We start from the raw sequence: 25,175 nt of genomic DNA, 5'->3' as shown, positions 1-25,175 counted from the left end.
TTGTCGAAGGCTCGTATCGAAGCATCCGTGGCGGTCCTTCGATACGCCATTTCGACAAGCTCAATGGCTATTCAGGACGAACGGTTGAAAGGAACGCGACCCTTACCGCCCACCCCGTTCGGTTCGAGCAGCTTCGAGCGAAGTCGAGAAGCGTCCGTCGAGAACCCGGTCGCTTGGGACACCGCCTTCTCGACTTCGGTTCTCGACAGGCTCGAACCTCCGCTCGAAGCGAGCGGGGGAGGAAGGAACTACCCCCGAACCACCTTCGCCACCGAATCGAGCAACCCGTTCACGAACCCCTTTTCGCGCCGATCATAAAACGCATCGGCCACGTCCAGATATTCGCTGATGACCGCCGCCACCGGCACGTCCGGCCGCGCGATCAACTCATACGTCCCGGCGCGCAAAATCTGCCGCATCGGCTTGTCCAGTCGGTCGAGCGTCCATCCGCTCGACAGCTTCGACGAAATCATCGCGTCGATCTCGTCGCGGCGCGCATCGACGCCCTTGACCACGTCGTCGAAGAAATGGACGTCGGCCTCGGCATATTCGACGTCTTCGATCGTCGCGCCCAGCCGGTGCTGGTGGAATTCGTGGAGGAGCGCCGGTATCGGCGTCGCTTCCATCTCATGCTGGTACAGCGCCTGGACGGCGGCCAACCGGGCGGCGGCGCGTGCCTGACGGGCACCGCGCGGACGGGAATTCTTGCTGGTCATAAGCGCCGCCCCATAGCCGCTGTCCGGCTCGGAAGTCGAGGGGGCGCTTTCCTACAAAGCCGGACCATGCCAGCGTCGCCGCGCTCTTTGAACCGTCCGCCTGCCCGACCCCGATGGTCCGACCACTGCACAATTGCGTGGCAAGTGTGACTTTCGTGAACTTTGGCCGACAGACCCACCCCTCCCTGACAAGGGACGGGCCGGGGGTGGGTAGGTTTGGGGCGGGCGCAACGCTCGCTCGCGGGCCGACCCACCCCCCGGCCCCTCCCTGCCAGGGAGGGGAGCAGCCAGCAATTACAGTCGAATAGCCACCGATCGCGCATGCGCCGGCAGCCCTTCGGCCCCGGCCAGCGTCACCGCCGCCGGCCCGATCTTCGCCAGTGCCGCCGCGTCCAGCCCCAGAAAGCTGGTCCGCTTCATATAGTCCAGCACCGACAGCCCCGACGCAAAGCGCGCCCGCCGCCCGGTCGGCAACACATGGTTCGGCCCCGCGACATAATCTCCGACCGCTTCCGGCGTGTAGCGACCGAGGAACACCGACCCGGCATGGCGCACCGCTTTGAACAACGGTTCGGGATGGCCGACCGCCAGTTCCAGATGCTCGGGCGCCAGCCGGTCGACCAGCGGCATCGCATCGGCCAGCGTCGGCACGATCACGATCGCCCCGTTCGCATCCCAGCTCGCCCGCGCTACCTGTCCGGTCGCCAGCTCGGCGATCTGGTCGTCGACCGCCTTCGCCACCCGATCGCCGAACCCGGCATCGTCGGTGAACAGGATCGACTGGCTGGTCGGGTCATGCTCGGCCTGGCTGAGCAGGTCGGCGGCGATCCAGTCCGGGTCGTTCTGCCCGTCTGCAACGACCACGATCTCCGACGGACCGGCGACCATGTCGATCCCGACCACGCCGTAGAGCTGCCGCTTGGCCTCGGCGACCCACGCATTGCCCGGCCCGGTCACGACATCGACCGGCTGCATCCGGTCGGTCCCGTATGCCAGCGCCGCGACGGCCTGCGCCCCGCCGATCCGCCACACCTCGTCCACCCCCGCCAGCGCGGCGGCGGCGAGTACCAGCGGATTGACCTCGCCCTTCGGCGTCGGCGTGACCATCACGATCCGCTCGACCCCGGCGACCTTGGCCGGCACCACGTTCATCAGCACCGACGATGGATAGGCGGCGCGTCCGCCGGGCACATAGACCCCCGCCGCTGCGACCGCACTCCACCGCGCGCCCAGCCGCACGCCATCGGCGTCAACCTCGTCGCGATCCTCGGGCCGCTGCTTGGCGTGATAGGCGACGATCCGGTCGTGCGCCAATTCGAGCGCCGCCCGCAGCTCCGGGTCCAGCCCGTCCAGCGCAGCCCGGCACTCGGCCAGCTCGATCCGCCAGCCGGTTACGTCCGGATCATGGCCGTCGAACTTCTCGGTAAAGGCGCGCACCGCCGCATCGCCCTCGTCACGCACCGCGCGCAGGATCGCGGTCACGTCGCGCGCGACGTCGCTGTCCGCCTCACGCCGCGCATCGACCAAGGCGGCGAAGTCGGCGGCAAAGCCCGCCGCACCCGCGTCCAGCCGGATCATGCCGCCACCGCCCGGCGGAACGCATCGACCAGCGGCACGACCTGTTCGCGGGTCTTGAACGCCGCACGGTTGACGACCAGCCGCGACGTCACCTCGGCGATGGTTTCGACCTCGACCAACCCATTCTCCTTCAGCGTCCGCCCCGACGACACCAGATCGACGATACGCGGCGCGAGGCCCAGCACCGGTGCCAGCTCCATCGCCCCGTTCAGCTTCACGCACTCCGCCTGCACACCCCGCGCCGCGAAGTGGCGCTGCGTCGTATGCGGATATTTGGTGGCGATGCGCACATGGCTCCACCCGCGCGGATCGTCGGTCGCGGCCATCCCCGCCGGTTCCGCGACCGAGATGCGGCAATGCCCGATCTTCAGGTCGACCGGCGCGTAGAGTTCCGAATAGTCGAACTCGGCCAGCACGTCGGACCCGACGATCCCCAGCTGCGCCGCGCCATGCGCGACGAAGGTCGCCACGTCGAACGCGCGCACGCGGATAAGGTCGATATCGGCACGGTCGGTGCGAAAGCGTAAGAGCCGGCTGTCGGGATCGCGAAACGCCGCCTCGGGGACAATACCGGCGCGGGCGAGCAACGGCATCGCTTCGTCGAGGATACGCCCCTTGGGCACGGCGATGATGATGGGGTCGGTCATGGGCGACTGGCGCTTTACTTGGGGTCCACGGCGGGCGCAACAGAGCGGCCATGACCGAAGCCGACTTCATCGCCGTGCTGCGTACCCTGCCGCTCCATCCCGGCGCGCACGACCTGACCGACGACGCCGCGCATCTCGGCGACCTGATCCTTACCAAGGACATGATCGTCGAAGGGGTTCATTTCCTCCCGGGCGATCCCCCCGCCGATGTCGCGTGGAAACTGGTCGCGACCAACCTGTCGGACCTCGCCGCCAAGGGCGCGGAGCCGGTCGGGGTGATGCTCGGCTATCCGATCGGCGACGACGCCTGGGACCGCGCCTTCCTCGCCGGCCTCGACGACGTGCTGCGCACCTACACCTGCCCCCTGCTCGGCGGTGACACGGTGAAGCTGCCCCCCCATGCTCCCCGCGTCCTGTCGCTGACCGCACTCGGCCGTAGCGCGCACGCCCCCCGCCGCGACGGCGCGAAGACCGGCGATGCGCTATGGGTGACCGGCACGATCGGCGATGCCGGCGCGGGCCTTGCCATCGCACAGGGGGCGGACGGACCCGCGCCGCTGCTGCACCGCTATCGCCGCCCGACCCCGCGCCTTGCAGAAGGACGGGCGCTCGCCCCCATCGTCCACGCGATGATGGACGTGTCCGATGGCCTGCTGATCGACGCGACCCGCATGGCGGCGGCGAGCGGCCTCAAGGTGACGATCGACCTCGCGGACGTTCCCCTGTCGGACGGCCTCAAGGCATTCGGCCACGATGCCCTGACCGCCGCCACGGCGGGCGACGACTACGAACTGCTCTTCGCCTGCGACGCGCTGCCCCCGGTAGCAGCGACCCGGATCGGCAGGTTCGCGGAAGGGGCGGGCCTGACCCTACTAAATGCTGGCCACCCCATCCCCCTCCCCGACCGCCTCGGCTACCAACACTAAATCCTCCCCGCTCGCGGGGAGGGGGACCGCTCGCGCCAGCGAGGGGTGGAGGGGCAAGGCCACAAACGCCACCGCCCGCGGCCTTGCCCCTCCACCAGCCTGCGGCTGGTCCCCCTCCCCATTGGCATGGGGAGGATTGGAAGCTCCCCCGCATTCCCCCTTGCGCCCCCCGCCCATCGGCATAAGCTGCCCCGCTTCCAAGGGTTCGACCCGACGAGACAGCCGGGCGGCCCTGTGCAGGAGGGGTTGCGGATGACGATAGTCTATCTGGCCATGGCGTGTGGTGCGCTGGCCGTGTTGTACGGTGTGTTCACGAGTATGCAGGTGCTGCGCGCCTCGGCGGGTGACGCCAGGATGCAGGATATCGCCGCCGCGATCCAGGAAGGGGCCAAGGCCTATCTGGGTCGCCAGTATCGCACCATCGCCATCGTCGGCGTCATCGTCGCCATCATCCTGTTCCCCACGCTCGGCCCGCTGTCGACGGTCGGCTTCCTGATCGGCGCGATCCTGTCGGGGGTCGCGGGCTATGTCGGCATGGAGATTTCGGTCCGCGCCAATGTCCGTACCGCCGAGGCAGCGCGGGGTTCGCTGCAGAGCGGACTGACCATGGCGTTCCGCTCGGGCGCGATCACGGGGATGCTGGTCGCTGGCCTCGGCCTGCTCGCGATCTCGGGCATCTTCTGGTACCTCGTTGCCATTGCCGGCCATGGTCCGGGCGACCGCGAAGTGGTCGAGGCGCTGACCGCGCTCGCCTTCGGTGCGTCGCTGATCTCGATCTTCGCGCGGCTGGGCGGCGGCATCTTCACGAAAGCGGCGGACGTCGGCGCCGATCTGGTGGGCAAGGTCGAGGCGGGCATCCCCGAGGACGACCCCCGCAACCCCGCCGTCATCGCCGATAACGTCGGCGACAATGTCGGCGACTGCGCCGGCATGGCCGCCGACCTGTTCGAAACCTATGTCGTCACCATCGGCCTGACCATGGTGTCTATCGCGCTGCTGGTACAGGCACCGCCCGCCGAACTGCTCCGCCTGATGGCGCTGCCACTGATCGTCGGCGGGGTGTGTATCATCACCTCGATCCTCGGCACCTATATGGTCCGGCTGGGCAGGGGCCAGTCGATCATGGGCGCGCTCTACAAGGGGTTCTGGACCACCGCGCTGCTCGCCGTCCCCGCCATCTATTTCGCGGCGACCTACGCGCTGGGCGATCTGAACGCGGTGATCGGCGGGGCAGGCTTCCTCGATCCCGGCGGCGACACGCTGACCGTCGAAGGGGCGCTCGGCGCGCAGGCGCCGGTCGCCGGACAGAGCTTCACCGGCATGGACCTGTTCTGGTGCATGATGATCGGCCTCGCCGTCACTGCCGCGCTGGTCTGGATCACTGAATATTACACCGGCACCGCCTACCGCCCGGTCAAGTCGATCGCCCGCGCCAGCGTCACCGGCCATGGCACCAACGTCATTCAGGGCCTCGCCATCAGCCTCGAATCGACGGCACTGCCGACGCTGGTGATCGTCGTCGCGGTCGTCGCCTCCTACCAGCTAGCCGGGATCATCGGCGTCGCCTTCGCCGCGACCGCGTTGTTGGCGCTCGCCGGCATGGTCGTTGCCCTCGACGCATACGGCCCGGTTACCGACAATGCCGGCGGCATCGCCGAAATGGCGAACCTGCCTGACGAGGTCCGCCGCCGCACCGACGCATTGGACGCGGTCGGCAACACGACCAAGGCGGTGACCAAGGGCTATGCGATCGGTTCGGCCGCGCTCGCCGCGTTGGTGCTGTTCGGGGCGTACACCACCGACCTGAAACTGTTCTTCCCCGACCTGACCGTCGATTTCTCGCTGTCCAATCCATATGTCATCGTCGGGCTGCTATTGGGCGCGCTGCTCCCCTATCTGTTCGGGGCGTTCGGCATGACCGCGGTCGGTCGCGCGGCGGGATCGGTGGTCGAGGACGTCCGCGCGCAGTTCGCCGCCGACCCCGGCATCATGGCCGGCACCAGCCGCCCGCAATATGGCCGCACCGTCGACATCGTCACCCGCGCCGCGATCCGCGAAATGATCGTGCCCTCGCTGCTCCCCGTCCTCTCCCCCATCGCGGTCTATTACATCGTGACGTGGGTCGCGGGTCAGGCACAGGGCTTTGCCGCGCTCGGCGCGATGCTGCTCGGCGTCATCGTATCCGGCCTGTTCGTCGCGATCTCGATGACCAGCGGCGGCGGCGCGTGGGACAATGCCAAGAAATATATCGAGGACGGCAATCACGGCGGCAAGGGATCGGAGGCGCACAAGGCGGCGGTAACCGGCGACACCGTCGGCGATCCGTACAAGGACACCGCCGGCCCGGCGGTCAATCCGATGATCAAGATCGCCAACATCGTAGCGCTGCTGCTGCTCGCCGCGCTTGCCGGACATACCGCCGGATAGGTGCTTTTGACCGATTGCGTCCCCCATCCGCTGCGGTAAGGTTGGCGGCGGATGGGGGCGTCCGTTCTTGCCGGAACCGGTGCGCGGGGGCGCATCCCGGCCGCCCCCGAACAGGGGGTTTCATGCGTTTCGTTGCGGCCATCGGCCTTGTCCTCGCCACCGTCGCCTCGGCCCAGACGCCGCCGCCGCCGCCGCCGCCGCCTGCGGACAAACCCGCCAAGGTCGACCCCGCCGCCCCGGTGCCGATCAAGGTGTTCGCCGAACTCCCCTCGGTCGAATCGCCCAGATTGTCGCCCGACGGCACCCGCGTCGTCGCCAAGAGCGCGATGGGCGGCAAACAGGTGCTGGTGCTGTCGTCGCTGTTCGACAGCGCCAAGCGCCAGGCGCTCGGCGCACCCGAGGATACCGACATCAACTGGTGGCGCTGGGTCAATGACGACTGGTTGATCGTCGGGCTGGGCACGCAGCAGATGCTGTACGGCAACGAATATTACGTTACCCGCGTGCTGGCCGTGAAGGCCGATTTCAAGACGACGCGCCGGCTCGACTGGGACAAGTCGGGGTTGCGCGCCGACGACGTGCTGTGGGTGGCGCATGACGGATCGCCCCGAATCCTGCTGTCGCGCCAGACGGGAATCGAAAGCGAAACCGACTTCAACCCGGCGGTGTTCGAGATCGACGTGTCGACCGGCAAGTCGCGCCGCGTCGCGGAGGGGCGGCCGAATGTCTATAGCTGGTATGCCGATGGGCAGGGGCAGGTCCGCGCCGCCTATCAATATAACGACCAGTCGCGCAGTTCGGCGCTGCTTTACCGCGCCAACAACGCCGAAAGCTTCCGCGTCATCGCCCGGCGCGCGCGCAAGGACGAGGACGGGCTGACCATCCCGATCACCTTCCGCGCCGATGGCAGCGCGATCGCGCTCGACGACGAAGGCGGCTTCACCTCGGTCTATCAGGTGTCGCTTCCCGACCTGTCGCTAGGCAAGAAACTGCATTCGGTCGACGGCTATGACGTCGACGGCATCATCGACAATGCCGACGAGAATGACGTCGCCGGCGTGACCCTGACCGACAAGCACGGCCGCACCGTCTGGTTCGATGACAAGCTCAAAACGCTGCAGGGCGATATCGACAAATCGATCGGCGATCGCCGTGCGAAGATCGTGTCGTGGGACCGCAAGCGCGACAAATTCCTGATCGAGGTCGCCGCCCCGTCGCAGCCGGGCGGCCTGTATTATTGGGACAGCGCGTTCAGCCGGATGCAGCGCGTCGCGTGGAACAGCAACACGCTGCAAAGCCGCCGCCTCTCACCGGTCAGCACCATCCGCTACATCGCGCGCGACGGAACCCCGATCGAGGCGGTACTGACGATGCCCCGCCACCGGTCGGGACAGAAGAACCTGCCGCTGATCGTCCTGCCGCATGGCGGCCCGTCGGCACGCGACAGCGAAAGCTGGGACTGGTGGACGCAATATCTGGCCGAACTCGGCTATGTCGTGATCCAGCCCAATTATCGCGGATCGTCGGGCTATGGCGTCGCGTTCGCCAAGAAGGGCGCGGGCGAATGGGGCCTGAAGATGCAGGACGACCTGAACGACGCGGTCACCCATCTGGCCAAGGAAGGCGTCGCCGATCCCACGCGCGTCTGCATGGTCGGCGCATCCTATGGCGGCTATGCGGCGATGCGCGCCGCGCAGCGCGACGGCAAACTATACCGCTGCGCGATCAGCTATGCCGGCGTATCCGACCTGGCGGCGCTGCGCCGCTATGACAGCCAGTTCCTCAACGGCCGCACCATCGGCGACTGGCTGCGCACGCAGGCGCCCGATTTCCAGCTGATCTCGCCGCGCTTTCACGCCGCCGATTTCTCGACGCCGATCCTGCTGATGCATGGCAAGGTCGACAAGCGCGTGCCGGTCGCGCAATCGCGCACGCTTGCCGCCGAACTGAAGCGCGCCGGCAAGCCGCACCGCTATGTCGAACAGCCGCTCGGCGACCATTTCTTTTCGCGCAGCGAGGATCGGTTGCAGTTTTTGCAGGAGATGACCGCGTTTCTGAAGGCGCATAATCCGGCATGAAACCCGTCGTCATCCCCGCGCAGGCGGGATGATGACAGGGAACGGCACACCCTTGCCCTCCCCGCCGCCACACCCTATTTCCAGCGCCGACGCCACGACCGGCCGTGCCAGCCACGGGTCCGGTCGTTCGTGCTTTCTTTTTTTCCGGTTTGCGCCTAAGGGAACCCGCCCGTTTCCGGTGCGCCCTAATTTCACGAGGTATCTGTTTGGCGAAGGAAGAACTTCTCGAAATGCGCGGCCAGGTGGTCGAACTGCTGCCCAACGCGATGTTCCGCGTCCGGCTCGAGAACGATCACGAGATCCTGGGGCACACCGCCGGCAAGATGCGCAAGAACCGCATCCGCGTGCTGGTCGGTGACGAAGTGCTGGTCGAACTGACCCCCTATGACCTGACCAAGGGTCGCATCACCTACCGCTTCAAGTAAATCGGTTCCGCGTGACCGGGTCCACGCCCATGCGCCTGATACTTGCCTCGACCTCGCCCCGCCGCCGCGATCTGCTGGCGCGGATCGGCGTGGTGCCCGACCGCGTCGAGGCTCCCGATATCGACGAGAACCCGTTGAAGGGTGAGTTGCCGCGCCCCTATGCGCTGCGCCTTGCCGAAGCGAAGGCCCGCGCGATCGGCCCGGTCGACGGCGCGGTGGTGCTGGCGGGCGATACGACGATCGCGCTCGGCCGCCGCATCCTGCCCCCCGCCACGACCGAAGACATCCAGCGCGAACTGCTCGGCCTGCTCTCCGGCCGCCGCCACCATTGCCTGTCGGCGGTGTGCGTGCTGATGCCCGATGGACAGGCGCGCATCCGCATTGCCGACACGATCGTCGCGTTCAAGCGGCTGGAGCAGCGTGAGATCGACGCCTATGTCGCGTGCGGCGAAGGGTTGGGCAAGGCCGGCGGCTATGCGATCCAGGGCCGCGCCGAAGCGTTCGTCCGCTTCCTGTCGGGCAGCCATTCGGGGGTGATCGGCCTGCCGCTGTTCGACACGCGCGCGCTGCTCGAAACCGCCGGCGTGCCGCTTGGCTGACTGGATCGTCGAGCGCGGCATCGGCGAGGTCCGAGCCGCGCGCATCGTCAACGGCGAGATTGTCGAGGCCCGCATCGAACCCGACGACGCATTGCGTGCGGGCACGATCCTGTCCGCGCGACTGGTCCGCCGCCTGCCGATCCGCAACGAGGGAATCGTCGCCTGGGACGATGGCGAGGCGGTGCTAAGCCCGCTGCCCCGCGCCGTGACCGAAGGCGCGACCCTGCTGGTCGAGATCACCCGGCCGGCCTTGTCCGAACCCGGCAAGCCCAAACGCGCCCGCGCCCGCCCCGCCCCGCCGGATGCGCAGCGCGATGACGGACCGTCGATCGCCGATCTGGCGGGGGTACGCATTGTCGGCGCGTTCGAACGCGACCTGTTAGGCGAGGCCGGCTGGCCCTTGCTGATCGAAGAGGCGACCACCGGCAACGTCGCCTTCGTGGGCGGCGCGCTGTCGATCGCGCTGACCCCGGCGATGACGCTGATCGATATCGATGGCGACCTTGCCCCGGCATCGCTTGCCGTTACCGGGGCGCGTGCGGCGGCCGCCGCGATCACGCGGCTCGACATCACCGGGTCGATCGGCATCGACCTGCCGACCGTGAACGACAAGGCTGCGCGCATCGCCGCGGCCGAAGCGGTCGATGCGATCCTGCCGCAACCCTTCGAGCGGACCGCCGTCAACGGCTTCGGCTTCCTGCAGATCGTCCGACGTCGATCGCGTGCGTCGCTTCCCGAACTGTTCGCGCACGTTCCCGCCCATGCCCGCGCGCTGCTGCGACAGGCGGAACGAACCGGTGGCAGTGGCGAACGCACGCTTGCGGCGCATCCGGCGGTCATCGCCGCCATCGCCGCGCGCCCGGACTGGATCCAGGCGGTCGAGCGTACGCTCGGCGCGCCGCTCGCCTTGCGGGCGGACAGCGGCCTCGCCATATCGGCGGGGCATGTCCAGGCTCGCTTCCCGTAACCATTGCCCGCTATGTTCGACCCCGTCCGAACCGGCCTTCCGCCCCTTTTGCAGCCGCGGTTGTCGCGACCGCGACATGCTGAACTGGATGGGCGAAGGATACCGGATTCCCGGCCCCGCCGCTTCTTCCGACGAAAAATCCGAAACCGGGCTGGACAGGGACGATTCGCACGGCTAACAGGCCGGCTCTTCCGGTCACCCGGACAGGCCCAGGTAGCTCAGTTGGTAGAGCATGCGATTGAAAATCGCAGTGTCGGCGGTTCGATCCCGTCCCTGGGCACCACCCTTCCTGATCTGACTAATCTTGCACGTTAAGGCGTCCGATACGCACGTTAACGACATTGCCACGCACGCTTAGGGTCAGAACCCATTCATGTGAGTGCCGCACTCTGATTCAGGCTCAGCAAGGAGACCGGGATAAGAGACCTGTTTTGGCTGACGGACGAGCATATGGAGCGGTTGCGGCCGTTCTCTCCAATGAGCCACGGCAAGCAAGAACGGGCTGCGCTGGCGTGATGCGCCGAGCGCCTACGGTCCGCCCAAGACGCTCTACAGTCGGTGGAAGCGCCTGGGGGGCGGCAGGCGTGTTCCCGCGCATGATGGAGGTGTTGGCGGCTGCACTCGCGGAGCCAAGAACGGTCATGATCGACGCGACCTACTTGAAGGCGCACCGCACGGCATCGAGCCTGCGATTGAAAGAGGGGATCTCGGCCGTCTGATCGAGCTGCTTTGACTACCTAACCGTGACCCCGTCACAGCCTTATTCGACCCTGAAAAGGTTCTTTTTGGGTCGTGTAGTCGCATGGATTGCGCCTAACATTCTCGGAAATTTAAAGATTTTGCCGCAAGGCTAGTCAGCCGAACGATCGGTATCGCCGTTGCCCTAGACAACACTAGTACGGCCGACCAAGCGTACGCCGTTCGTGCTTTCGAGTAGAGGACAGGCGACCGAACAGCCTGTCGCAGTTTATAGGATCGACACTTCCCCGACTACGCTGCAGGTCGGACTGATCTAAGCGTCTAAAAATCAGAAAGTAGAACGACAGCTTCCAAGGGGATCGAAAATCCCTTTCGGAGAATGAAAATGAACGACTCGATGGCCGAAGAAATGAAGGCCAGCGCGCCCAGCGTCCAGTTCGGTCAGGATGCGAAACTGCTCGTCGGCTCGAGCATCGCCGACACCTAAGCGGCGGACGATCCCCCGGATCTCATCGTTCATGGTCAAGTCCTGCACCGTTCCATGCTCATATCCAGTCGTGAGAAAAATCATACAACGCCAGGATGATGACAAGGGTCGATCCCTTCATCTTCATTGCACAAAGCCTTTTATAACTAGAACACAAAAGAGAGCCGTGGTGCCTGAAACGAATGAAGAGAATGGACGTCAGGCTCATCGTTCCGTGATCGACATGATGAAACGGAATTTGTGGGTCAAGTATGCGTAGTTCGAAGGATGAGGTTCTGCATCGTCAAGAATATGAAGGAGGATCTCCTGATCAACGAACAGCCCTTCAGGGACTGGACGGTGCACAAGGAGCCGCGCAGTTCATCACGATGGCGCTGGGTCGACGAACACTGCTGGTCGGCACGCCCTCCCCAAACAGGTGCTTTGAAGTCGCGTGGAACGACCGCGATGTTGACCAGGTCAACGTCGCGAACCACAACGGATTCACGATCGAGACGACCCGCCAATTCATCGTTTCGGCTTCCGAGCGGCAACTGGACGAAATTAGACCATTCCTCAAGCCCGAACTGCTGGAAGCAAGAATGCGAACCGATCGCGTGGTCTTCAGAACGAACGCAGGATCCTGACCAACGGAAATATCAGATGCGGGGTTTCCTGACCGCGCTCCCTCGCCGTTCCAATTCGGCGCCTGCCCATGCAGCGCAATGACCGTATTCTGAGAAACGTCGCGGCGTAGCCGGTCGCCGTCTCCTGCTCGGGCGCGAGGCAGCGGTGGGGGAAAGCGCCCACGAAGGGGGCGTCGGAAGATTCGTTCGGAAGCATTCATACTGCTACCCGATAACGGGGTCCACGGCACAAAGCGTGAAGCGCTTGCCTGGCATCCCGATCGAAAGGTTCGGCCGCACGGCGGTCGACCTCTCGTCCGACGAGGCTATCGGCACCGACGTCTTCCTGACAGCGTCCGGTTCAACATACGTGCACCAGGATGTTTGAGCTCGCACGTCGATCGCCAGCCCGGCCAATCGGACGACTTTTATTCTTGCGACGCACCATACGATTAGGAGTATCTCCATCAATCTCGGATAAGTCGCTGCCGTGTACTGGACGTTCTTCCTCATGATCGCTGGCGGCATGGCCATGATTGCCGCGGCGTTGCCGTCGATCCGATCGATCCTGCACGCACTTGGTTCGGGAGCGTTGCAGGTCCGCTGGCTATGGCTTCGGAGATTGATCTTCGCTTTCCTCGCCGGTTATGCGGTGTTCGGCGCAGCCCACGTCCCGATGATCGTGACGATACCCGACCTCATCGTCGCTTCCATCCTCCTGGCGGGGGGTGCGTTCGTCCTGATCGTCGCGCGACTGTCCGAAATGACGACCCGGGACATCATCCGCATCGCATCGCTGGAACGCGACGTCATGCACGACTCACTGACCGGGGTTTATAATCGCCGGTATCTCGACGGCAGGCTCGCCGAGGAACTGAGTCGGGCCCATCGCACGGGATGTGCGCTTTCAGCGCTCCTGGTCGATCTCGATCACTTCAAGCACGTCAACGACGCGTACGGGCACGATGTCGGCGACCAGGTCTTGCGACATGTCAGCGGCTTGATGGCGAGCATCGTTCGGACCAACGACGTGGTGGCTCGTTACGGAGGCGAGGAGTTCGTCATACTGGCGGTCGATAGCAAGTCGGCGGACGCCTCCCTCCTAGGCGAGCGACTGCTGCAGCGTATCAGGAGCGAGGACATCGTATTGCTCGACGGGAACACACTTTCCGTGACCGCGAGCATCGGCATCGCGACCTCGGCAACGGACGATTGCGAATCGACGTTCCTACGTCGTGCCGACGAGGCATTGTACCAAGCCAAGCGGTCGGGTCGCGACCGACTATGCGTTGCGGGAGAGGCATGCCAGCTTGCGTCGGCGTGATCCCGTGAACGACAGACCCTAGGTCACGTTCAACGCATCGCCTGATGCATCGCATACTCCCCACTTGACCGGGATACGCAGATAGATGACGCCGTTGGCCTCCATTGCTGGGAAATGACCAGCGCGCAGGTTGACCTGGATCGAAGGCAGCAGCAGCCTAAGCGTGCGCAGCCCCGCATCGCGTTGCTCGCGCAGGGCAACGAATTCGGCCTCGTCGATGCCGTCATGGACGCGCACGCTGGTCCGACGCTGCGCGCCAAGCGTCGTTTCCCAGCGAAACTCATCGCGACCCGGAGCCTTGTAGTCGTGGCACATGAACAGGCGCGTCTCATCGGGGAGTGAAAGCAACCGCCGGATCGAACGATAGAGCGTGCGCGCATCACCGCCGGGAAAATCGGTGCGAGCGGTGCCGTAATCGGGCATGAACAACGTGTCGCCGACGAACGCCGCATTACCGACCTTGTACGTAACATCGGCAGGCGTGTGACCGGGGACATGCAGCGCCTCAACCTCAAGTTCGCCGATCGCGGATCGATCACCGTCCTCGAACAACCGATCGAAGCCATCGACATCCGCATCCAGATCGCTCACTCCAAAGATCGGGCGGAAGATCCGCTGCACGTCGCGAATTTGCGCACCAATGCCGATCCATGCGCCGGTGTGCGCCTTGATGAACGGCGCGGCGGACAGATGATCGGCATGGGCGTGCGTCTCCAGAACCATCCCGATCCGCCAGTCGTGCTTGCGCGCGAACACGACGATCCGCTCAGCCTAGCGGGTGTCGGCCAAGCCACTGGGCAGATCGAAGTCCAACACCGGGTCGATGACTGCGGCGATGCGCGTGACGGGATCGCCGACGAGATAGCTGATCGTGCTGGTCGGCTCGTCGAAGAATGCCTCGATGAAGGGTTGGATCATGATTCTCGCCGCAGTGCCTTGACTACATATTAGATATTACTAAATTAGCAGCATTTAATGGAGTAATCAGAATGCGCAAGCCTTCGATGGATCTGGCGACCTTCGAGGCGAAGGCGGAGCATGTCGCCGATACGCTCAAGGCGATCGGCAACCGGCGACGACTGATGCTGCTGTGCAAGCTGGTCGAACATGGTGAGGTTACAGTGAGCGATCTCGCCCGCGACGTCGGCCTGTCGCAGTCGGCCTGCTCACAGCACCTCGCGAAGATGCGGGACGAAGGGCTCGTCTGCTTCCGCCGCGAGAGCCAGACGCTGCGGTACGGCATCGCCGATCCCCGCGTCGAAACGCTGCTTGCCACCCTTTACCAGCTCTACTGTAAGGATTGATCTCATGGCCCTTCCAACACTCTCCCCTGCCAATGCCCGTTGTCTGATCGATGCCGGGGCGCGCCTAGTCGATATTCGCGATGCCGACGAACATGCTCGTGAGCACATTCCAGGCGCGGTCAGCCTTCCGCTTGACCGTATCACCGATCTGACGCGCAGCGAGCACCTTGTCGTCTTCCACTGTCGCTCCGGGATGCGCACCGCCGCCAATGCGGCAGGACTCGCCGGTGCGGCGCAAGGAGCGCCCGCATATATTCTGAACGGTGGCATCGACGCCTGGCGAAGGGACGGTCATCCGATCATCACCAATCGCAAGCAGCCGATCGAAATGATGCGACAGGTGCAGATCACGGCTGGTGCATTGGTGCTGTCGAGCGTGCTGCTCGGCTTTCTCCTGGCACCCGGCTTTCTCGGCGTCTCCGCGTTCGTTGGCGCAGGACTGGTGTTCGCAGGCACGACGGGCCGGTGCGGAATGGCCAGGCTGTTGCGCATCATGCCGTGGAACCGGCAGGCGGCCGCCTGAGCCAGACATGGATATCAGCACGGCCCTCGTCGCTCTTGCTTCGGGCGGGTTGATCGGCTTGATCCTCGGTCTGATGGCTGGGGGTGGCTCGATCCTAGCCGTACCGTTGCTGGTCTACGTGGTCGGAGTTGGATCAGCACAGGCCGCGATTGGCACCGCTGCGGTCGCGGTGACGGTCAACGCGCTCGCCGCGCTCATAGGCCATGCGCGGGCGGGTCGCGTCAAATGGCCGTGCGCGGGCGTGTTCGCCGCGTCCGGCATCGCGGGCGCGGCACTCGGTGCCGAACTTGGCAAGGCGATCGACGGCAAACGTCTGCTGGTCCTGTTCGGCGTTCTGATGATCGGTGTCGGCCTGACGATGCTGCGCAAGCGACGGATGGCGGAGGCACTGGACGTTCGTCTGACACGACAAACGGCTCTCACGCTCCTGCCCCGCCTTAGCCTCGTCGGGGTGGGCGCAGGTTGGGCGGCAGGGTTTTCGGGATCGGCGGGGGATTCCTAATCGTGCCGGGGTTGGTCCTCGCCACCGCCATGCCGCTATCCTTTGCGATCGGCACGTCGCTGGTCGTCGTTGGCGCGCTCGGTCTGATGACCGCAACCTCCTACGCGGTTTCCGGGCTGGTCGATTGGCCGGTGACGGCGTTGCTGATCGCTGGCGGAGCGGCCGGCACCGTCGCTGGCATCGCAGCGAGCCGAATGTTTGCTCGGCGCAAAGGACTGCTCGAACGTGGGTTTGCCATCGTGATCGTTGCAGTCGGGGTCCATGTCGCAGCATCCTCCGTCTAAGCCATGCGATTTCGGAAACCTCAGCTTCCCAGTGTCCGACCAGCGCCTTCTACCCGACACCCGGCTGACGCCATCCACCCGCCCGGACATATGACCGGTCGTAGAACCGAAAACGTCTGCCGCCATCCGTGTACTCGATGAGGACCACATGGCCCTCCGCTACCGGCGCGCCCACGATTTTGCCTACCGACCACACTTGCTCGGTACGCCAAACTGCTCCCGGAACGACGCTTTCAGACCACCTTCAACCATCAGATCGTATCGCAGCCTCGTACTGCCTCCGGACGCCCTGCCCATCGTGACGCCGACAATGGGGGGGTGTCGCGAATTGTCGGAGGTTCGAGCCTTCTTGCAGGCCACGCCCGACGCCGCCGCAGACCGTCGAGGGATGCTTCGATCGTAAGCGTGGTCCGCAGGCCGCCTTGCGGTAGCGTCGGTGGCGGGGATGTTTGTCGCCTTTGACGAGGGCGCAGGCGGTGCGGGAAGTTATCGGTTCTACGACCAGTCATACGAGCACTCGTATGACTGGTCGGATGGAGGTGGTCGGCCGGGTATCAGGCCGGCGCCGATGGTCGGACGCGGAGAAGCTGGAGATTTTGGCCGAGGCGTTCCGCCCGGGGATCCGGGTCTGCGATATCATCGCCCGTCGCGAGGTATCGAGCAGCCTGATCTACACATGGCGCAAGCAGCTGCGCGAGGGCAAGCTGGCCGAGGCGGTGCCGTCGCTGCCGGTATTTGCCGAGGTGCAGGTGGCGGAACCGACGCCGCCTGCGCCACTGCCGGCGCCATATCCATCGGGGCTCATCCAGATCGAATTGCCGGGCGGTGTGCGGGTGAGTGTCGACGCGAGCGTGGATGCGGGTGCACTTGCACGGGTGTTGTCGGTGCTGCGGTGAACCCGGTGCTGCTGCCGACGCGGGTGTTTCTGGCGTGCGGGGTGCCCGACATGCGCAAGGGGTTCGATGGCTTGGCGGTGCTGGTGCAGCAGGTGCTCGCGCAGAACCCGCATTCCGGAGCGCTGTTCGCGTTCCGCGGCAAGCGCGGCCATCTGGTCAAGCTGCTATGGTTCGACGGTCAGGGGCTTTGCCTGTTTTCCAAGCGCCTGGACCGTGGCCGCTTCGTCTGGCCGTTGACCGCGACGGGCACAGTGACGCTGACGCCTGCACAATTGTCGATGCTGCTGGAAGGCATCGACTGGCGGCGACCGGAGCGGACGTTCACGCCGACGCTGGCGGGGTAGAAACGGCGGTTTTGCGTTGCTTTTGCTCGCCCGTTGCCATGCAATCTGTTATAAAATGCGGGTGCCGGAAGCGCCCGTTTCCCCTGATGATGCCGCCGCGCGGATCGCCGCGCTGGAGGCTTCGCTCGCCCGGGCCAATGCCGCGCTCGCCGCCCGCGACCTGCTTATCGATACCCTGCGCGGACAAATCGCCCGGCTGCGGCGGATGCAGTTTGGGGCGTCGTCCGAGAAGCTGGGGCGCGAGATCGAGCAGCTCGAATTGGCGCTGGAGGAACTGGAGACCGAGCGCGATACGTCTGTGTCCGAGGTGGCCGACAGCGGCGTAGCGGTTCGGCCGGTGCCCGTCCGCAGTCTGCCGGGGCATCTGCCGCGCGAGGAGGTCGTCCACGAACCGGCGTCGGGTGCCTGCACCTGCCCGGACTGTGGCGGTGCGTTGCGCGCGCTCGGCTCGGACGCGCACGAGATGCTCGACATCGTGCCGGTGCGCTGGCGCGTCGTGCGCAACGTCCGCCCCAAATACAGTTGCCGGGTATGCGAGAAGATCGTCTAGGCTCCCGCCCCGGTCAGCGCCGTGGCGCGTGGCAAGGCCACCTTCGCTACGCTGGCGCACGTCGTCGTCTCGAAGTTCGACCACCATCTGCCGCTCTACCGCCAGGCCGAAATGATGGCGGCGCAAGGTATCGACATCGACCGCTCGACATTGGCGGGCTGGACTGGACAGGCTGCGGCACTCCTCGATCCCATCGTCAGCCGCATCCGCGACGAGGTGCTCAAGGCCGACAAGATCCATGCCGACGATACCCCGGTGCCGGTGCTCGACCCCGGCCGGGGCAAAACCGCGACCGGGCGGCTGTGGGTGTACGCGGCCGACGACCAGGCATCGGGCAGCACGGCACCACGTGCGACCTGGTATCGCTTCACGCCAGACCGCACCGCCGCGCACCCAACGTCCCATCTCGCCGGCTTCCGCGGTTTCCTCCAGGCCGATGCCTATGCCGGCTATGACGGGCTCTACCGCAGCGGCGTCACCGAGGTCGCATGCTGGGCGCACTTCCGGCGCAAGGTCTTCGACCTGCACGAGCGGTCGCCGACGCCGCTGACCACCGACATCCTCGAGCGGATCGGCGCGCTCTATGCCGTCGAGGCCGAGGTCCGCGGCCAACCGCCCGATGTGCGATACCGAACCCGTCAGGAGAAAAGCCGACCGCTGGTCGACGCCTTGCGCGAGGTGCTCGACACTGCCCTACGCCATCTGTCGCCTAGGTCCGACACGGCGAAAGCCATCGCCTACGGCACAAAACGATGGTCCGCGCTGTCGCGCTTCGTCAATGACGGTCGCCTCGAGATCGACAACAACATCGCCGAACGTGCGCTGCGCGGTGTCGCGGTCGGACGCCGCAACTGGCTATTCGCCGGCTCCCGTGCAGGCGGCGAGCGCGCTGCGGCCATCTACACCGTCATCCAGACCTGTAAGGCGAATGGCGTCGACCCGCAGACCTACATCACCGATGTCATCGGCAAAGTCGCGGCAGACTGGCCTGCCAGCCGATGGGACGAACTCATGCCCTGGAACTGGATGCCGCCGGCAGATCAGCCGATTGCGCAAGCGGCATAATCTGCGGCCTCCAAACCACGCTTACCTTCGATCGCGCAGCAGCGAGTTTGTAAAGGAAACGATCCGCCGCTCGAACGGATCAGTGACCGCTGGACGCAAAGTCATGCTCCTACGACCACGATCATAGAAATACATTTTCTCTAATAACTGAATTCGAGAAATAGCTTCAGTAGGCAGAGATATACTTTGTTCTATAGATTCCATATTGATTAAAAGAGTGACAGTTTTTAGATATTTCGATCGTTCCGACGCTACTTCTTCTCCTTCAAGCTACCCAAGACCCATCAGCTGGTGGCAGGACGAAGTTCCATGGCCGTCTCGCGCGTTCTGCCGGAGAGTTCACTGAACCGTATACTGGCATGAATGCCCGGATGATTGACGACCGCAAACACTTGAAGATTTTGACCTGGAAGCAGAAGGACTTCGCCATCGATGCTCCGCTGTTGCGCGTTTCCATTGCGATCCACGACCATCCCCGAGAGAATGGGAACCTCACCGACGTTCACGATGCCGAACGTGACGTACGCGCCCATTCGGTTGACGTTGGACACGCCGACCCATCTCCCTTGCGGAACGAGATGTCGAACGTGGGACCACAAGAACATTGCCGTCCATCACCCCGGACGATTGGAAACCTCACCGCTCTCCGTCCAACCGGCGCACGAAAAAAAACGATGGCGGCGCGGATGAATACTGATGCCCCTTCTGTGTTGGACGACGTCCGAGATGGCAGTTCGAGCGCGACCCTTCCCTGCAGATCAACGCATTCTCAACGATCTCCCCTTAAGGGTTCTGGTCACAAATCCGTATACGGAGTCATGACCATGTCCATCAGCAGCACGAGCGGGATCAGCGCCATCTCCCGCCTGCAGAACGCCCTCAACATGGCGAAGGGCGTAGAGCGGAATGAACGCAAGTCCGACGTGGAAGCTGCTAGCCGGACGGCGGAGGTGATCGAGGAACCCTCGGCGCAACGCGGCGACGCGAAGTCCGCGCTGTCGCAGAGGGCCGGCTCGGCGGACGGACGCCGGTACGAGGTCGATCGCCGAACGGAGGAGAGTGATTCCGCGAAGATCGTCGTCGTCACCTACAGCGACGGGTCGTCCGAGAGCATTTCTCAGATGAAGGCTGACAAGCTCATATCTGCAGAAGTATCGGCTTGCGGAAGAGAAGATATCGCTGCTTGAATACTTGACCTGGTTGTTCAACGCTTATCTGGGCAGCTTCGTTGAGGCCCGGCTTGCGCAAAGTCCGGCTGATCTGATCGCGCCCATTCGGGAGGCGGCCGTTCCGCCGGCCATCCTCCAGCCCATGTCTGAAGTGCCGGCGATCTACTCTGCGGTTACGATGACGAAGGTGAAGTCGTTCGCAGACTCCATTCCGGCTAAGATCCTCACCGGCGACTTGTTCGTCCGACGTCACATTCTGCAGCCCGCGGCAGCGATCACGCCGCTTGACACTGGGGTAGCCGAACCGGGCTTAGCCAAGGCGGCGGCAGCCTCGCCCTCTGTGGCGAACGACCAGGACGCACCGAGAGCCGATGCCCAGCCAGCGACGCCTCAGTCCGCGACGGATTACCCGACCCAGCCGGACATCCTCGCCGCGATCACGCCAGTCTGCGATCTCATACCAGGTCGCGAGAAGGCAAACGGCGTCCTGCTGATGGGCGGCGGCCTCAGCGTCCCCGGCAAGGCGAGTGCCGCCAGTAGCCATCTTATCTCCGTCGATCGACCGGGCGCCCCTCCGGGCGAGCTACCGATGTCGTTCCAAGTGGACTGGTCTCCAAAATGGCCAGTCGCACATCCTCGCGTAGCCTTTGACGGCGAAGGCATCCTCGGCACGGACTACGTCCGCATCGGGCGACTGCGCGACCTCTACGCGGCGGACCTAGCACAGCAGATGAGCGGCGACCTGTCACGGGTTGGCCTCCCGATCGCACCACCGTTCACCCATCCGCTGCAGGTGACCGTGCTCGCGAAGGTTGGAAAGACCGTGAAGCGACTGCTCGACGTGACCGTGACCGAGCCGCTAGCTTGGGAGCTATATAGCAAGAAGAGCGGCGAGAAGCGCGAGGCGATGGTCGCCATCGACCTGATCTGGAGACTCCGTGCCGCGGCGGTCGACGCAACCGCGAACGCCGACGATCCCTGCCGCTTGCTCTTAGACAATCTGGAAGTGCTCAGGCCACTGACGGTGCCGTTCGAACTGAAGTTCAAGGGGAAGGCGGTCCCAACCACCGCAGGTGCGAAGCTTGTCGTGTTTCGCGATGCAGCGCCACCGACGAAAGACGAAATTTCCCATCAAGACGCGATCGTCCTCGTTCAATTGTCCGGACCGCACGCAAAATCTCAATAGAGCCAAGTCCGTCGGACCGTGCGGCACCGGGTCAAGGGTGGTCACCTCTAACAAAGTGTGGTATTTTTGGTAGCGGAATATTACATCTACCATGAAGGCGGTTAAAATGGTGAAGCCACTACGTTCCAATAAGGAATCGAAGACCTTAAAAGCCCTCGTTCCGATAGCTAGCAGCGCAGGGCTCGCCTCCGAATTGAAGGCATTGACGGATCGCCTCTCAGATGACCCAGGCGTAAAGAAATTCACGGTCACCGTGAACAAGGAGACCGGCATCGCCAAGGCCACTGCCGTTGGTCATCGTGGTCAAACCTTCACTCAAGAGGTAGTAGGGCCAGGATTGATGGCAACAATGACCTATACACCTAAAGGTAAAGGCAAAAAGGCGGCGCGGGATGCGAACATCGTGGCACTCTACGAACGTGATTTGACTCAAGTAGAAATTGCGGAGCGCCTCGACGTATCTCAATCGACTGTGTCGAACGTCCTGCGACGTGAAGGCCTTCGTTAACTGCCAAAGGGTTGCGGCCTAGTGCAGCCCTGACAAAGCCTGTGCCTGACGAACCGGACGCCATGCGGATATAAACCTTCCGGTAGGCGCAAGTAACACGCAGGTTGGCATAGTGCTCAACAAGGTTATGGAGGTTCTGGTATGTGGTTTAATTTGGCGTCGGAGTAGCAGGCAGCAGTTCAGCGGCAGGATGCCTTTATCAAAGTGCTGATGAGGTTTCTCCTGTTCGGATATGCCGCTTGATGAACCAGAGATTGACTGCGAATTCTGAATCGGTAATGAATATTGGTCGCGGAACGACAGCTGCCCTGACAGCATTCGTCCCCATTCAGCATTGCGCAAGTGACAACCGCCGAGGTCATCACGAACTCGAGCGAGTTCAACCCTGAACGATCGTGACTTTGCCGTTGCGAATGTCGGCAGTCTTCATCGCTCCGCCGCTCTTCGGCTGAATCCGGACGGTCTTCACGCTGTGGTCCACATCCGCCAACATCGCTCCGGACTTCGCATCCAGCTGACCAAAAAACTTCAACCGAAGGTTTTTAAGCGAAGGTCCGCCATCGGTCTTCATGTCACCAACTCCTGCTTCCTCGACGATTGAAGCGCTCGACACCACCTTCCAATTGGGCATCTGGACCCTGAGGATGGACGCGGGCCGGACGAGCGTAGAACTTGAGGAGGCAACGCCACTAGCCCTTTTGCAGGAAACCGCCTTCTTGGAGCGTTCGACGAGCGCTCTGCGTCGCTTAGCTGGAGCCTTTGCCATCTGCCTTCCTTTCACGCATCCGATATAGCATTCACCAGCCCAAACCCAAACAGGTGAACTGAGCCAGGTTCTTCAGCCGTCTGGCCGTACTGAGGGGGTCCAGGTGCGTCCCCCGAACGATCGACTCCGCGAACGCCAGCTTCGCCGAGTGCAACGCATGAGAGGCCGAACCAGACTGCGCGAAATGCTCCCAGAACGCTTCGTGCAGATCCATGGCGAAGTTCGCCTCTCGATCCACAGACGGTCCAGAGTAGTGCGCGCCGGTACATCCGATGAACGCCTGCGCTCCAGCCTTGAGATAGGAGAGCGCGATCGACGCTTCGACTACCCGCGGCGGCGGCAAGCGGTCCACATATCGTAGCGCCGAGCCGTCGACGATGAGCGCTCCCCAGCAGCATCCGGTAAAGACGACGCCGGAAAACGACGTCGGCACCTGCTTCACTTCGAACGCTACCGGATAGCCTTCTGCGTCCTCGCCGGTGAAGATGGTTCCGTCGTCCAGCTCGCCGTGGAGCATGTGGTAGTGATTTCCGGCGACTAGGCGGTCGTGGTCGAGATCGGCGCTTCGGAACGGCTCGCTGACGAGAATGTCCCCGGTGCCGGCCATGCCCTTCCAGATTTCGTCCGCAAACGGACGATGCACGTTTCGGACGCCGAATCTTCCAGCCACTTCGGACCGCGCGGCAGCAAACGCCGCCTTCAACATCCGGGCGTCTCGCGCATCCGGAACGCGGGAGACGGGGAGCTCCGCCAGACCGTCATCGTCCGTGTCTCCAAAGGCAGCATCGCTCCAAACCCAGAACTGATCGAGATCGCTGGTTATATCGCCTCCCAGCTTGCGCCTCAGTTCCGGATCCAGACAGTCCACCCGGTGGGGTTGGACGACGTCGTAGCCTCCGACGATGACCACTCCGCGATGCGGGCGGCCGTCGCGTAGCGCGGCTACAACGCGATCGGAGAAGTCGTCGCCGCTGCCGCTGACGAACTGCCCGCCCCGCTCTTCGATGCGGGCGATGGCGGCATCGGCCTCAGATCGGCCTACGTTGAGCCGCAATCGGTCCGGATCGCTCGCGAAGAGCAGACCGGCGAAATCGCCACCTTCGTCCCTCGTAGTAGACGCAGCCGTAGTAGCGGCGAATGTGACCGACCGCCTCGCGACGCGGGGATCCTTCGGATTCCGCACGATGATGTCGACGCCGGCGACCGTCAGATCGATCGGCCCTGGCGGCAGGTTCACGATGATGATCTGCGGCCCTGCGGTAGCAACCTCCGCGACTGTTTTTATGGAGGGCGGGCTCATGGCCAGCGTCTTCGGACCGGTGGGCTCCGACTCCGGGCGGGTCTCGTCCGGAAGCACGTTGGCCGTGAAGTCGTTGAGCTCGCCCTTGGCCACGACCACCTCGCGATCACCCGCAGCGCCCGGCGTCACGCTTATCAGGCCGTTCCGATCCGTCCTCGCGAAAATGCGCCCCCTTCTTGCTTCTAGCGCCTCGAGAACGCTCGGATAGGGATGGGCCTCATCCCGAAGGCCTCCGCTGTGAACGATGATCCGCGGCTTGCCGAGCTCGTCGAGAAGACTTTCGTCCTGTCCGTTGTGGCTCGTGTGATGGGTGGTCTTGAACATCGCATACGGCCCGGCGGCCACCACGTCTGCTCGAAGCCTGGACACTGCTTCCTCGATCTTGCGCACGCCGGGCTCCGCGAACTGCATGTCCCCCGCGAGAAGAACTCGGTTCGACTCGGGGCCGAAGGCGAGCACGATGCTCTGGCAGTTCATGGCGTTGCCGCGCGTATATCCCGCGTCTCCCGGCCTGGCGCTGGTCAGAGCCCTGTAAAGTGCAACGACCTCCGTCGTGTCGCGAACGTCATTGGCGGCGATCGCGTCCTGTGCCTCGCGGTTCGACTTCGCTATCTGCTCCGCACAGAAAAGGAGCTGTTCCTCCGATGGCCCCAACAGGGCTACCCCCGTGCCGGAGAGGCGCTTCTCGATCGCGTCCGGGAGTGGTCCGCCCATGTGCAGGTGGACCTCGACCCCACCTTCGGCCAGCGCGAGGAGAAACCTGTTGTATCTCTTCTCGACCGTTTCGGCGGCGTCGATGAACGCGGCAAGCTCGGCGTCGCTCAGATCGCTCGCGTCCTCCTCGCGCAACGCCGCCTCCAGCTTCCGGGTGGCGCTGCCGCCGTCGTCGGAAGCGCTCTCATCCATGGCGCGTCCGAAGCCGGCCTTGGGATGGGTGACGTAGGCGAAGCTCGGGCGGATGATGCCGTTCTCGAACAGTTCGGGCAGGCAGCCCACGTGGTCGGCATGTCCGTGCGTCACCACGATCAGGTCGATGTCGTGGGGAGCGGCCTCGCCGAGGACGTCGGAAAGCTGCTGAGGAATGGATCGGTAGCCGTCCTGCCCTCTGTAGTCCTGTTGATGGCTGCCATCGATCAGAATGCGCTTGTTGCCGAAGACAACCAGCACGCACTCGCCATACTTGACGCCGCCGACGTCGAGGAAGTGATATGTGCCGCGAGCTCGCGCGTCGCCTTCGACAGCCGCCTCCGACGTGTCCGAACGCGTTGCCATCGCCACTCCCCCAAACTCAGCCATCCGC

22 protein-coding genes, 1 tRNA gene and 4 pseudogenes are annotated in these 25,175 nt (G+C 64.2%); 20 read left to right on the top strand and 7 right to left on the bottom strand.

Annotation, left to right across the window (positions count from 1 at the left end):
- Positions 1–248: 248 nt before the first annotated feature.
- From nusB to hisG, 3 genes are all read right to left on the bottom strand, one after another.
- The gene (gene nusB / locus ASE59_RS16865) at positions 249–716 is read right to left on the bottom strand and encodes a transcription antitermination factor NusB (RefSeq protein ID WP_056459052.1); all 468 of its coding nucleotides are present in this window, start codon (positions 714–716) and stop codon (positions 249–251) included.
- 294 nt (positions 717–1,010) lie between these two features.
- Positions 1,011–2,294, bottom strand: coding sequence for a histidinol dehydrogenase (gene hisD, locus ASE59_RS16860; protein WP_056459049.1), 1,284 nt, complete (start codon positions 2,292–2,294; stop codon positions 1,011–1,013).
- Positions 2,291–2,941 (bottom strand): ATP phosphoribosyltransferase, encoded by a 651-nt coding sequence (gene hisG, locus ASE59_RS16855; RefSeq protein ID WP_056459046.1) that lies wholly within the window; start codon positions 2,939–2,941, stop codon positions 2,291–2,293. The genes hisD and hisG overlap by 4 nt, the downstream gene beginning before the upstream one ends.
- Positions 2,942–2,991: 50 nt before the next feature.
- Here hisG and thiL point away from each other — a divergent pair, with 50 nt between their 5' ends.
- The 11 genes and pseudogenes from thiL to ASE59_RS16805 all read left to right on the top strand — a co-directional run bounded on the left by thiL (position 2,992) and on the right by ASE59_RS16805 (position 13,478).
- Positions 2,992–3,867: a thiamine-phosphate kinase gene (gene thiL / locus ASE59_RS16850; RefSeq protein ID WP_056459043.1), complete on the top strand. Its 876-nt coding sequence runs from the start codon at positions 2,992–2,994 to the stop codon at positions 3,865–3,867.
- A 252-nt stretch (positions 3,868–4,119) separates the two neighbouring features.
- Positions 4,120–6,294 (top strand): sodium-translocating pyrophosphatase, encoded by a 2,175-nt coding sequence (locus ASE59_RS16845; RefSeq protein WP_056459040.1) that lies wholly within the window; start codon positions 4,120–4,122, stop codon positions 6,292–6,294.
- 122 nt (positions 6,295–6,416) lie between these two features.
- Entirely contained in the window at positions 6,417–8,372 is a 1,956-nt protein-coding gene (locus ASE59_RS16840) for an alpha/beta hydrolase family protein (RefSeq protein WP_056459037.1), read from the top strand.
- A gap of 206 nt (positions 8,373–8,578) precedes the next feature.
- A complete protein-coding gene (infA, locus tag ASE59_RS16835) occupies positions 8,579–8,797 on the top strand; it encodes a translation initiation factor IF-1 (RefSeq protein WP_003049127.1) in 219 nt (72 codons plus the stop codon).
- A gap of 29 nt (positions 8,798–8,826) precedes the next feature.
- Positions 8,827–9,396, top strand: a complete 570-nt coding sequence (locus ASE59_RS16830) for a Maf family protein (RefSeq protein ID WP_056459034.1) — start codon at positions 8,827–8,829, stop codon at positions 9,394–9,396.
- The gene (locus ASE59_RS16825) at positions 9,389–10,363 is read left to right on the top strand and encodes a hypothetical protein (protein WP_056459031.1); all 975 of its coding nucleotides are present in this window, start codon (positions 9,389–9,391) and stop codon (positions 10,361–10,363) included. Before ASE59_RS16830 ends, ASE59_RS16825 begins: the two co-directional genes overlap by 8 nt.
- Positions 10,341–10,541 carry a DNA gyrase inhibitor YacG gene (locus ASE59_RS19370; protein WP_082458536.1) on the top strand — a complete coding sequence of 67 codons (201 nt, stop codon included), beginning with the start codon at positions 10,341–10,343 and terminating at the stop codon, positions 10,539–10,541. Before ASE59_RS16825 ends, ASE59_RS19370 begins: the two co-directional genes overlap by 23 nt.
- A 29-nt stretch (positions 10,542–10,570) precedes the next feature.
- Positions 10,571–10,646, top strand: a tRNA-Phe gene (locus ASE59_RS16820).
- 134 nt (positions 10,647–10,780) lie between these two features.
- Positions 10,781–11,067 (top strand): annotated as a pseudogene (locus ASE59_RS16815) (IS5/IS1182 family transposase); the annotation flags it as partial.
- Positions 11,068–11,800: 733 nt separating this feature from the next.
- A complete protein-coding gene (locus tag ASE59_RS19980) occupies positions 11,801–12,175 on the top strand; it encodes a hypothetical protein (RefSeq protein WP_156360152.1) in 375 nt (124 codons plus the stop codon).
- Positions 12,176–12,644: 469 nt separating this feature from the next.
- Positions 12,645–13,478, top strand: a complete 834-nt coding sequence (locus tag ASE59_RS16805) for a GGDEF domain-containing protein (RefSeq protein WP_156360151.1) — start codon at positions 12,645–12,647, stop codon at positions 13,476–13,478.
- Between the two features lie 18 nt (positions 13,479–13,496).
- On the opposite strand, the pseudogene ASE59_RS16800 reads toward ASE59_RS16805, so the two are convergent.
- A pseudogene (locus tag ASE59_RS16800) lies at positions 13,497–14,396 on the bottom strand (MBL fold metallo-hydrolase).
- Between the two features lie 71 nt (positions 14,397–14,467).
- Here ASE59_RS16800 and ASE59_RS16795 point away from each other — a divergent pair.
- The 6 genes and pseudogenes from ASE59_RS16795 (at position 14,468) to tnpC (ending at position 18,946) form a co-directional block, all read left to right on the top strand.
- Entirely contained in the window at positions 14,468–14,782 is a 315-nt protein-coding gene (locus tag ASE59_RS16795) for an ArsR/SmtB family transcription factor (protein WP_056459021.1), read from the top strand.
- A gap of 4 nt (positions 14,783–14,786) precedes the next feature.
- Complete coding sequence (locus ASE59_RS16790) at positions 14,787–15,305, top strand: rhodanese family protein (protein WP_056459018.1); 519 nt, start codon at positions 14,787–14,789, stop codon at positions 15,303–15,305.
- Between the two features lie 7 nt (positions 15,306–15,312).
- Positions 15,313–16,091 (top strand): annotated as a pseudogene (locus ASE59_RS16785) (sulfite exporter TauE/SafE family protein).
- 533 nt (positions 16,092–16,624) lie between these two features.
- A complete protein-coding gene (tnpA, locus tag ASE59_RS16780) occupies positions 16,625–16,987 on the top strand; it encodes an IS66-like element accessory protein TnpA (protein WP_235515822.1) in 363 nt (120 codons plus the stop codon).
- The gene (gene tnpB / locus ASE59_RS16775) at positions 16,984–17,331 is read left to right on the top strand and encodes an IS66 family insertion sequence element accessory protein TnpB (protein WP_056459012.1); all 348 of its coding nucleotides are present in this window, start codon (positions 16,984–16,986) and stop codon (positions 17,329–17,331) included. Before tnpA ends, tnpB begins: the two co-directional genes overlap by 4 nt.
- A 55-nt stretch (positions 17,332–17,386) precedes the next feature.
- Positions 17,387–18,946: pseudogene (tnpC, locus tag ASE59_RS16770) on the top strand (IS66 family transposase).
- Positions 18,947–19,230: 284 nt separating this feature from the next.
- Here the strand turns inward: tnpC and ASE59_RS16765 are convergent.
- Positions 19,231–19,497 (bottom strand): hypothetical protein, encoded by a 267-nt coding sequence (locus tag ASE59_RS16765; RefSeq protein ID WP_156360150.1) that lies wholly within the window; start codon positions 19,495–19,497, stop codon positions 19,231–19,233.
- A 267-nt stretch (positions 19,498–19,764) separates the two neighbouring features.
- Between ASE59_RS16765 and ASE59_RS16760 the strand changes: the two genes are divergently transcribed.
- The 3 genes from ASE59_RS16760 to ASE59_RS19365 all read left to right on the top strand — a co-directional run bounded on the left by ASE59_RS16760 (position 19,765) and on the right by ASE59_RS19365 (position 21,809).
- Entirely contained in the window at positions 19,765–20,133 is a 369-nt protein-coding gene (locus ASE59_RS16760; protein ID WP_056459004.1) for a hypothetical protein, read from the top strand.
- 4 nt (positions 20,134–20,137) lie between these two features.
- Entirely contained in the window at positions 20,138–21,301 is a 1,164-nt protein-coding gene (locus ASE59_RS16755; RefSeq protein WP_056459002.1) for a hypothetical protein, read from the top strand.
- A 91-nt stretch (positions 21,302–21,392) separates the two neighbouring features.
- A complete protein-coding gene (locus tag ASE59_RS19365; RefSeq protein ID WP_082458534.1) occupies positions 21,393–21,809 on the top strand; it encodes a sigma factor-like helix-turn-helix DNA-binding protein in 417 nt (138 codons plus the stop codon).
- Between the two features lie 379 nt (positions 21,810–22,188).
- On the opposite strand, the gene ASE59_RS16750 is transcribed toward ASE59_RS19365, so the two are convergent.
- A complete protein-coding gene (locus ASE59_RS16750; RefSeq protein WP_056458999.1) occupies positions 22,189–22,380 on the bottom strand; it encodes a hypothetical protein in 192 nt (63 codons plus the stop codon).
- 226 nt (positions 22,381–22,606) lie between these two features.
- The gene (locus ASE59_RS16745; RefSeq protein WP_056458995.1) at positions 22,607–25,147 is read right to left on the bottom strand and encodes an MBL fold metallo-hydrolase; all 2,541 of its coding nucleotides are present in this window, start codon (positions 25,145–25,147) and stop codon (positions 22,607–22,609) included.
- Positions 25,148–25,175: the final 28 nt, after the last annotated feature.

The organism is Sphingomonas sp. Leaf10, from assembly GCF_001421245.1.
Lineage (GTDB): Bacteria > Pseudomonadota > Alphaproteobacteria > Sphingomonadales > Sphingomonadaceae > Sphingomonas.
Note: the sequence above shows the minus strand (reverse complement) of the source record. Positions and strands in the feature narration are given on the sequence as shown.

What these genes read in the sequence shown, in the direction of transcription:
- nusB (WP_056459052.1), bottom strand. Translation starts at nt 716, where the DNA reads ATGACCAGCAAGAATTCCCGTCCGCGCGGTGCCCGTCAGGCACGCGCC.
- hisD (WP_056459049.1), bottom strand. Translation starts at nt 2,294, where the DNA reads ATGATCCGGCTGGACGCGGGTGCGGCGGGCTTTGCCGCCGACTTCGCC.
- hisG (WP_056459046.1), bottom strand. Translation starts at nt 2,941, where the DNA reads ATGACCGACCCCATCATCATCGCCGTGCCCAAGGGGCGTATCCTCGAC.
- thiL (WP_056459043.1), top strand. Translation starts at nt 2,992, where the DNA reads ATGACCGAAGCCGACTTCATCGCCGTGCTGCGTACCCTGCCGCTCCAT.
- ASE59_RS16845 (WP_056459040.1), top strand. Translation starts at nt 4,120, where the DNA reads ATGACGATAGTCTATCTGGCCATGGCGTGTGGTGCGCTGGCCGTGTTG.
- ASE59_RS16840 (WP_056459037.1), top strand. Translation starts at nt 6,417, where the DNA reads ATGCGTTTCGTTGCGGCCATCGGCCTTGTCCTCGCCACCGTCGCCTCG.
- ASE59_RS16830 (WP_056459034.1), top strand. Translation starts at nt 8,827, where the DNA reads ATGCGCCTGATACTTGCCTCGACCTCGCCCCGCCGCCGCGATCTGCTG.
- ASE59_RS19370 (WP_082458536.1), top strand. Translation starts at nt 10,341, where the DNA reads ATGTCCAGGCTCGCTTCCCGTAACCATTGCCCGCTATGTTCGACCCCG.
- ASE59_RS19980 (WP_156360152.1), top strand. Translation starts at nt 11,801, where the DNA reads ATGCGTAGTTCGAAGGATGAGGTTCTGCATCGTCAAGAATATGAAGGA.
- ASE59_RS16795 (WP_056459021.1), top strand. Translation starts at nt 14,468, where the DNA reads ATGCGCAAGCCTTCGATGGATCTGGCGACCTTCGAGGCGAAGGCGGAG.
- ASE59_RS16790 (WP_056459018.1), top strand. Translation starts at nt 14,787, where the DNA reads ATGGCCCTTCCAACACTCTCCCCTGCCAATGCCCGTTGTCTGATCGAT.
- tnpA (WP_235515822.1), top strand. Translation starts at nt 16,625, where the DNA reads ATGGAGGTGGTCGGCCGGGTATCAGGCCGGCGCCGATGGTCGGACGCG.
- ASE59_RS16760 (WP_056459004.1), top strand. Translation starts at nt 19,765, where the DNA reads ATGACCATGTCCATCAGCAGCACGAGCGGGATCAGCGCCATCTCCCGC.
- ASE59_RS19365 (WP_082458534.1), top strand. Translation starts at nt 21,393, where the DNA reads ATGAAGGCGGTTAAAATGGTGAAGCCACTACGTTCCAATAAGGAATCG.
- ASE59_RS16750 (WP_056458999.1), bottom strand. Translation starts at nt 22,380, where the DNA reads ATGAAGACCGATGGCGGACCTTCGCTTAAAAACCTTCGGTTGAAGTTT.
- ASE59_RS16745 (WP_056458995.1), bottom strand. Translation starts at nt 25,147, where the DNA reads ATGGCAACGCGTTCGGACACGTCGGAGGCGGCTGTCGAAGGCGACGCG.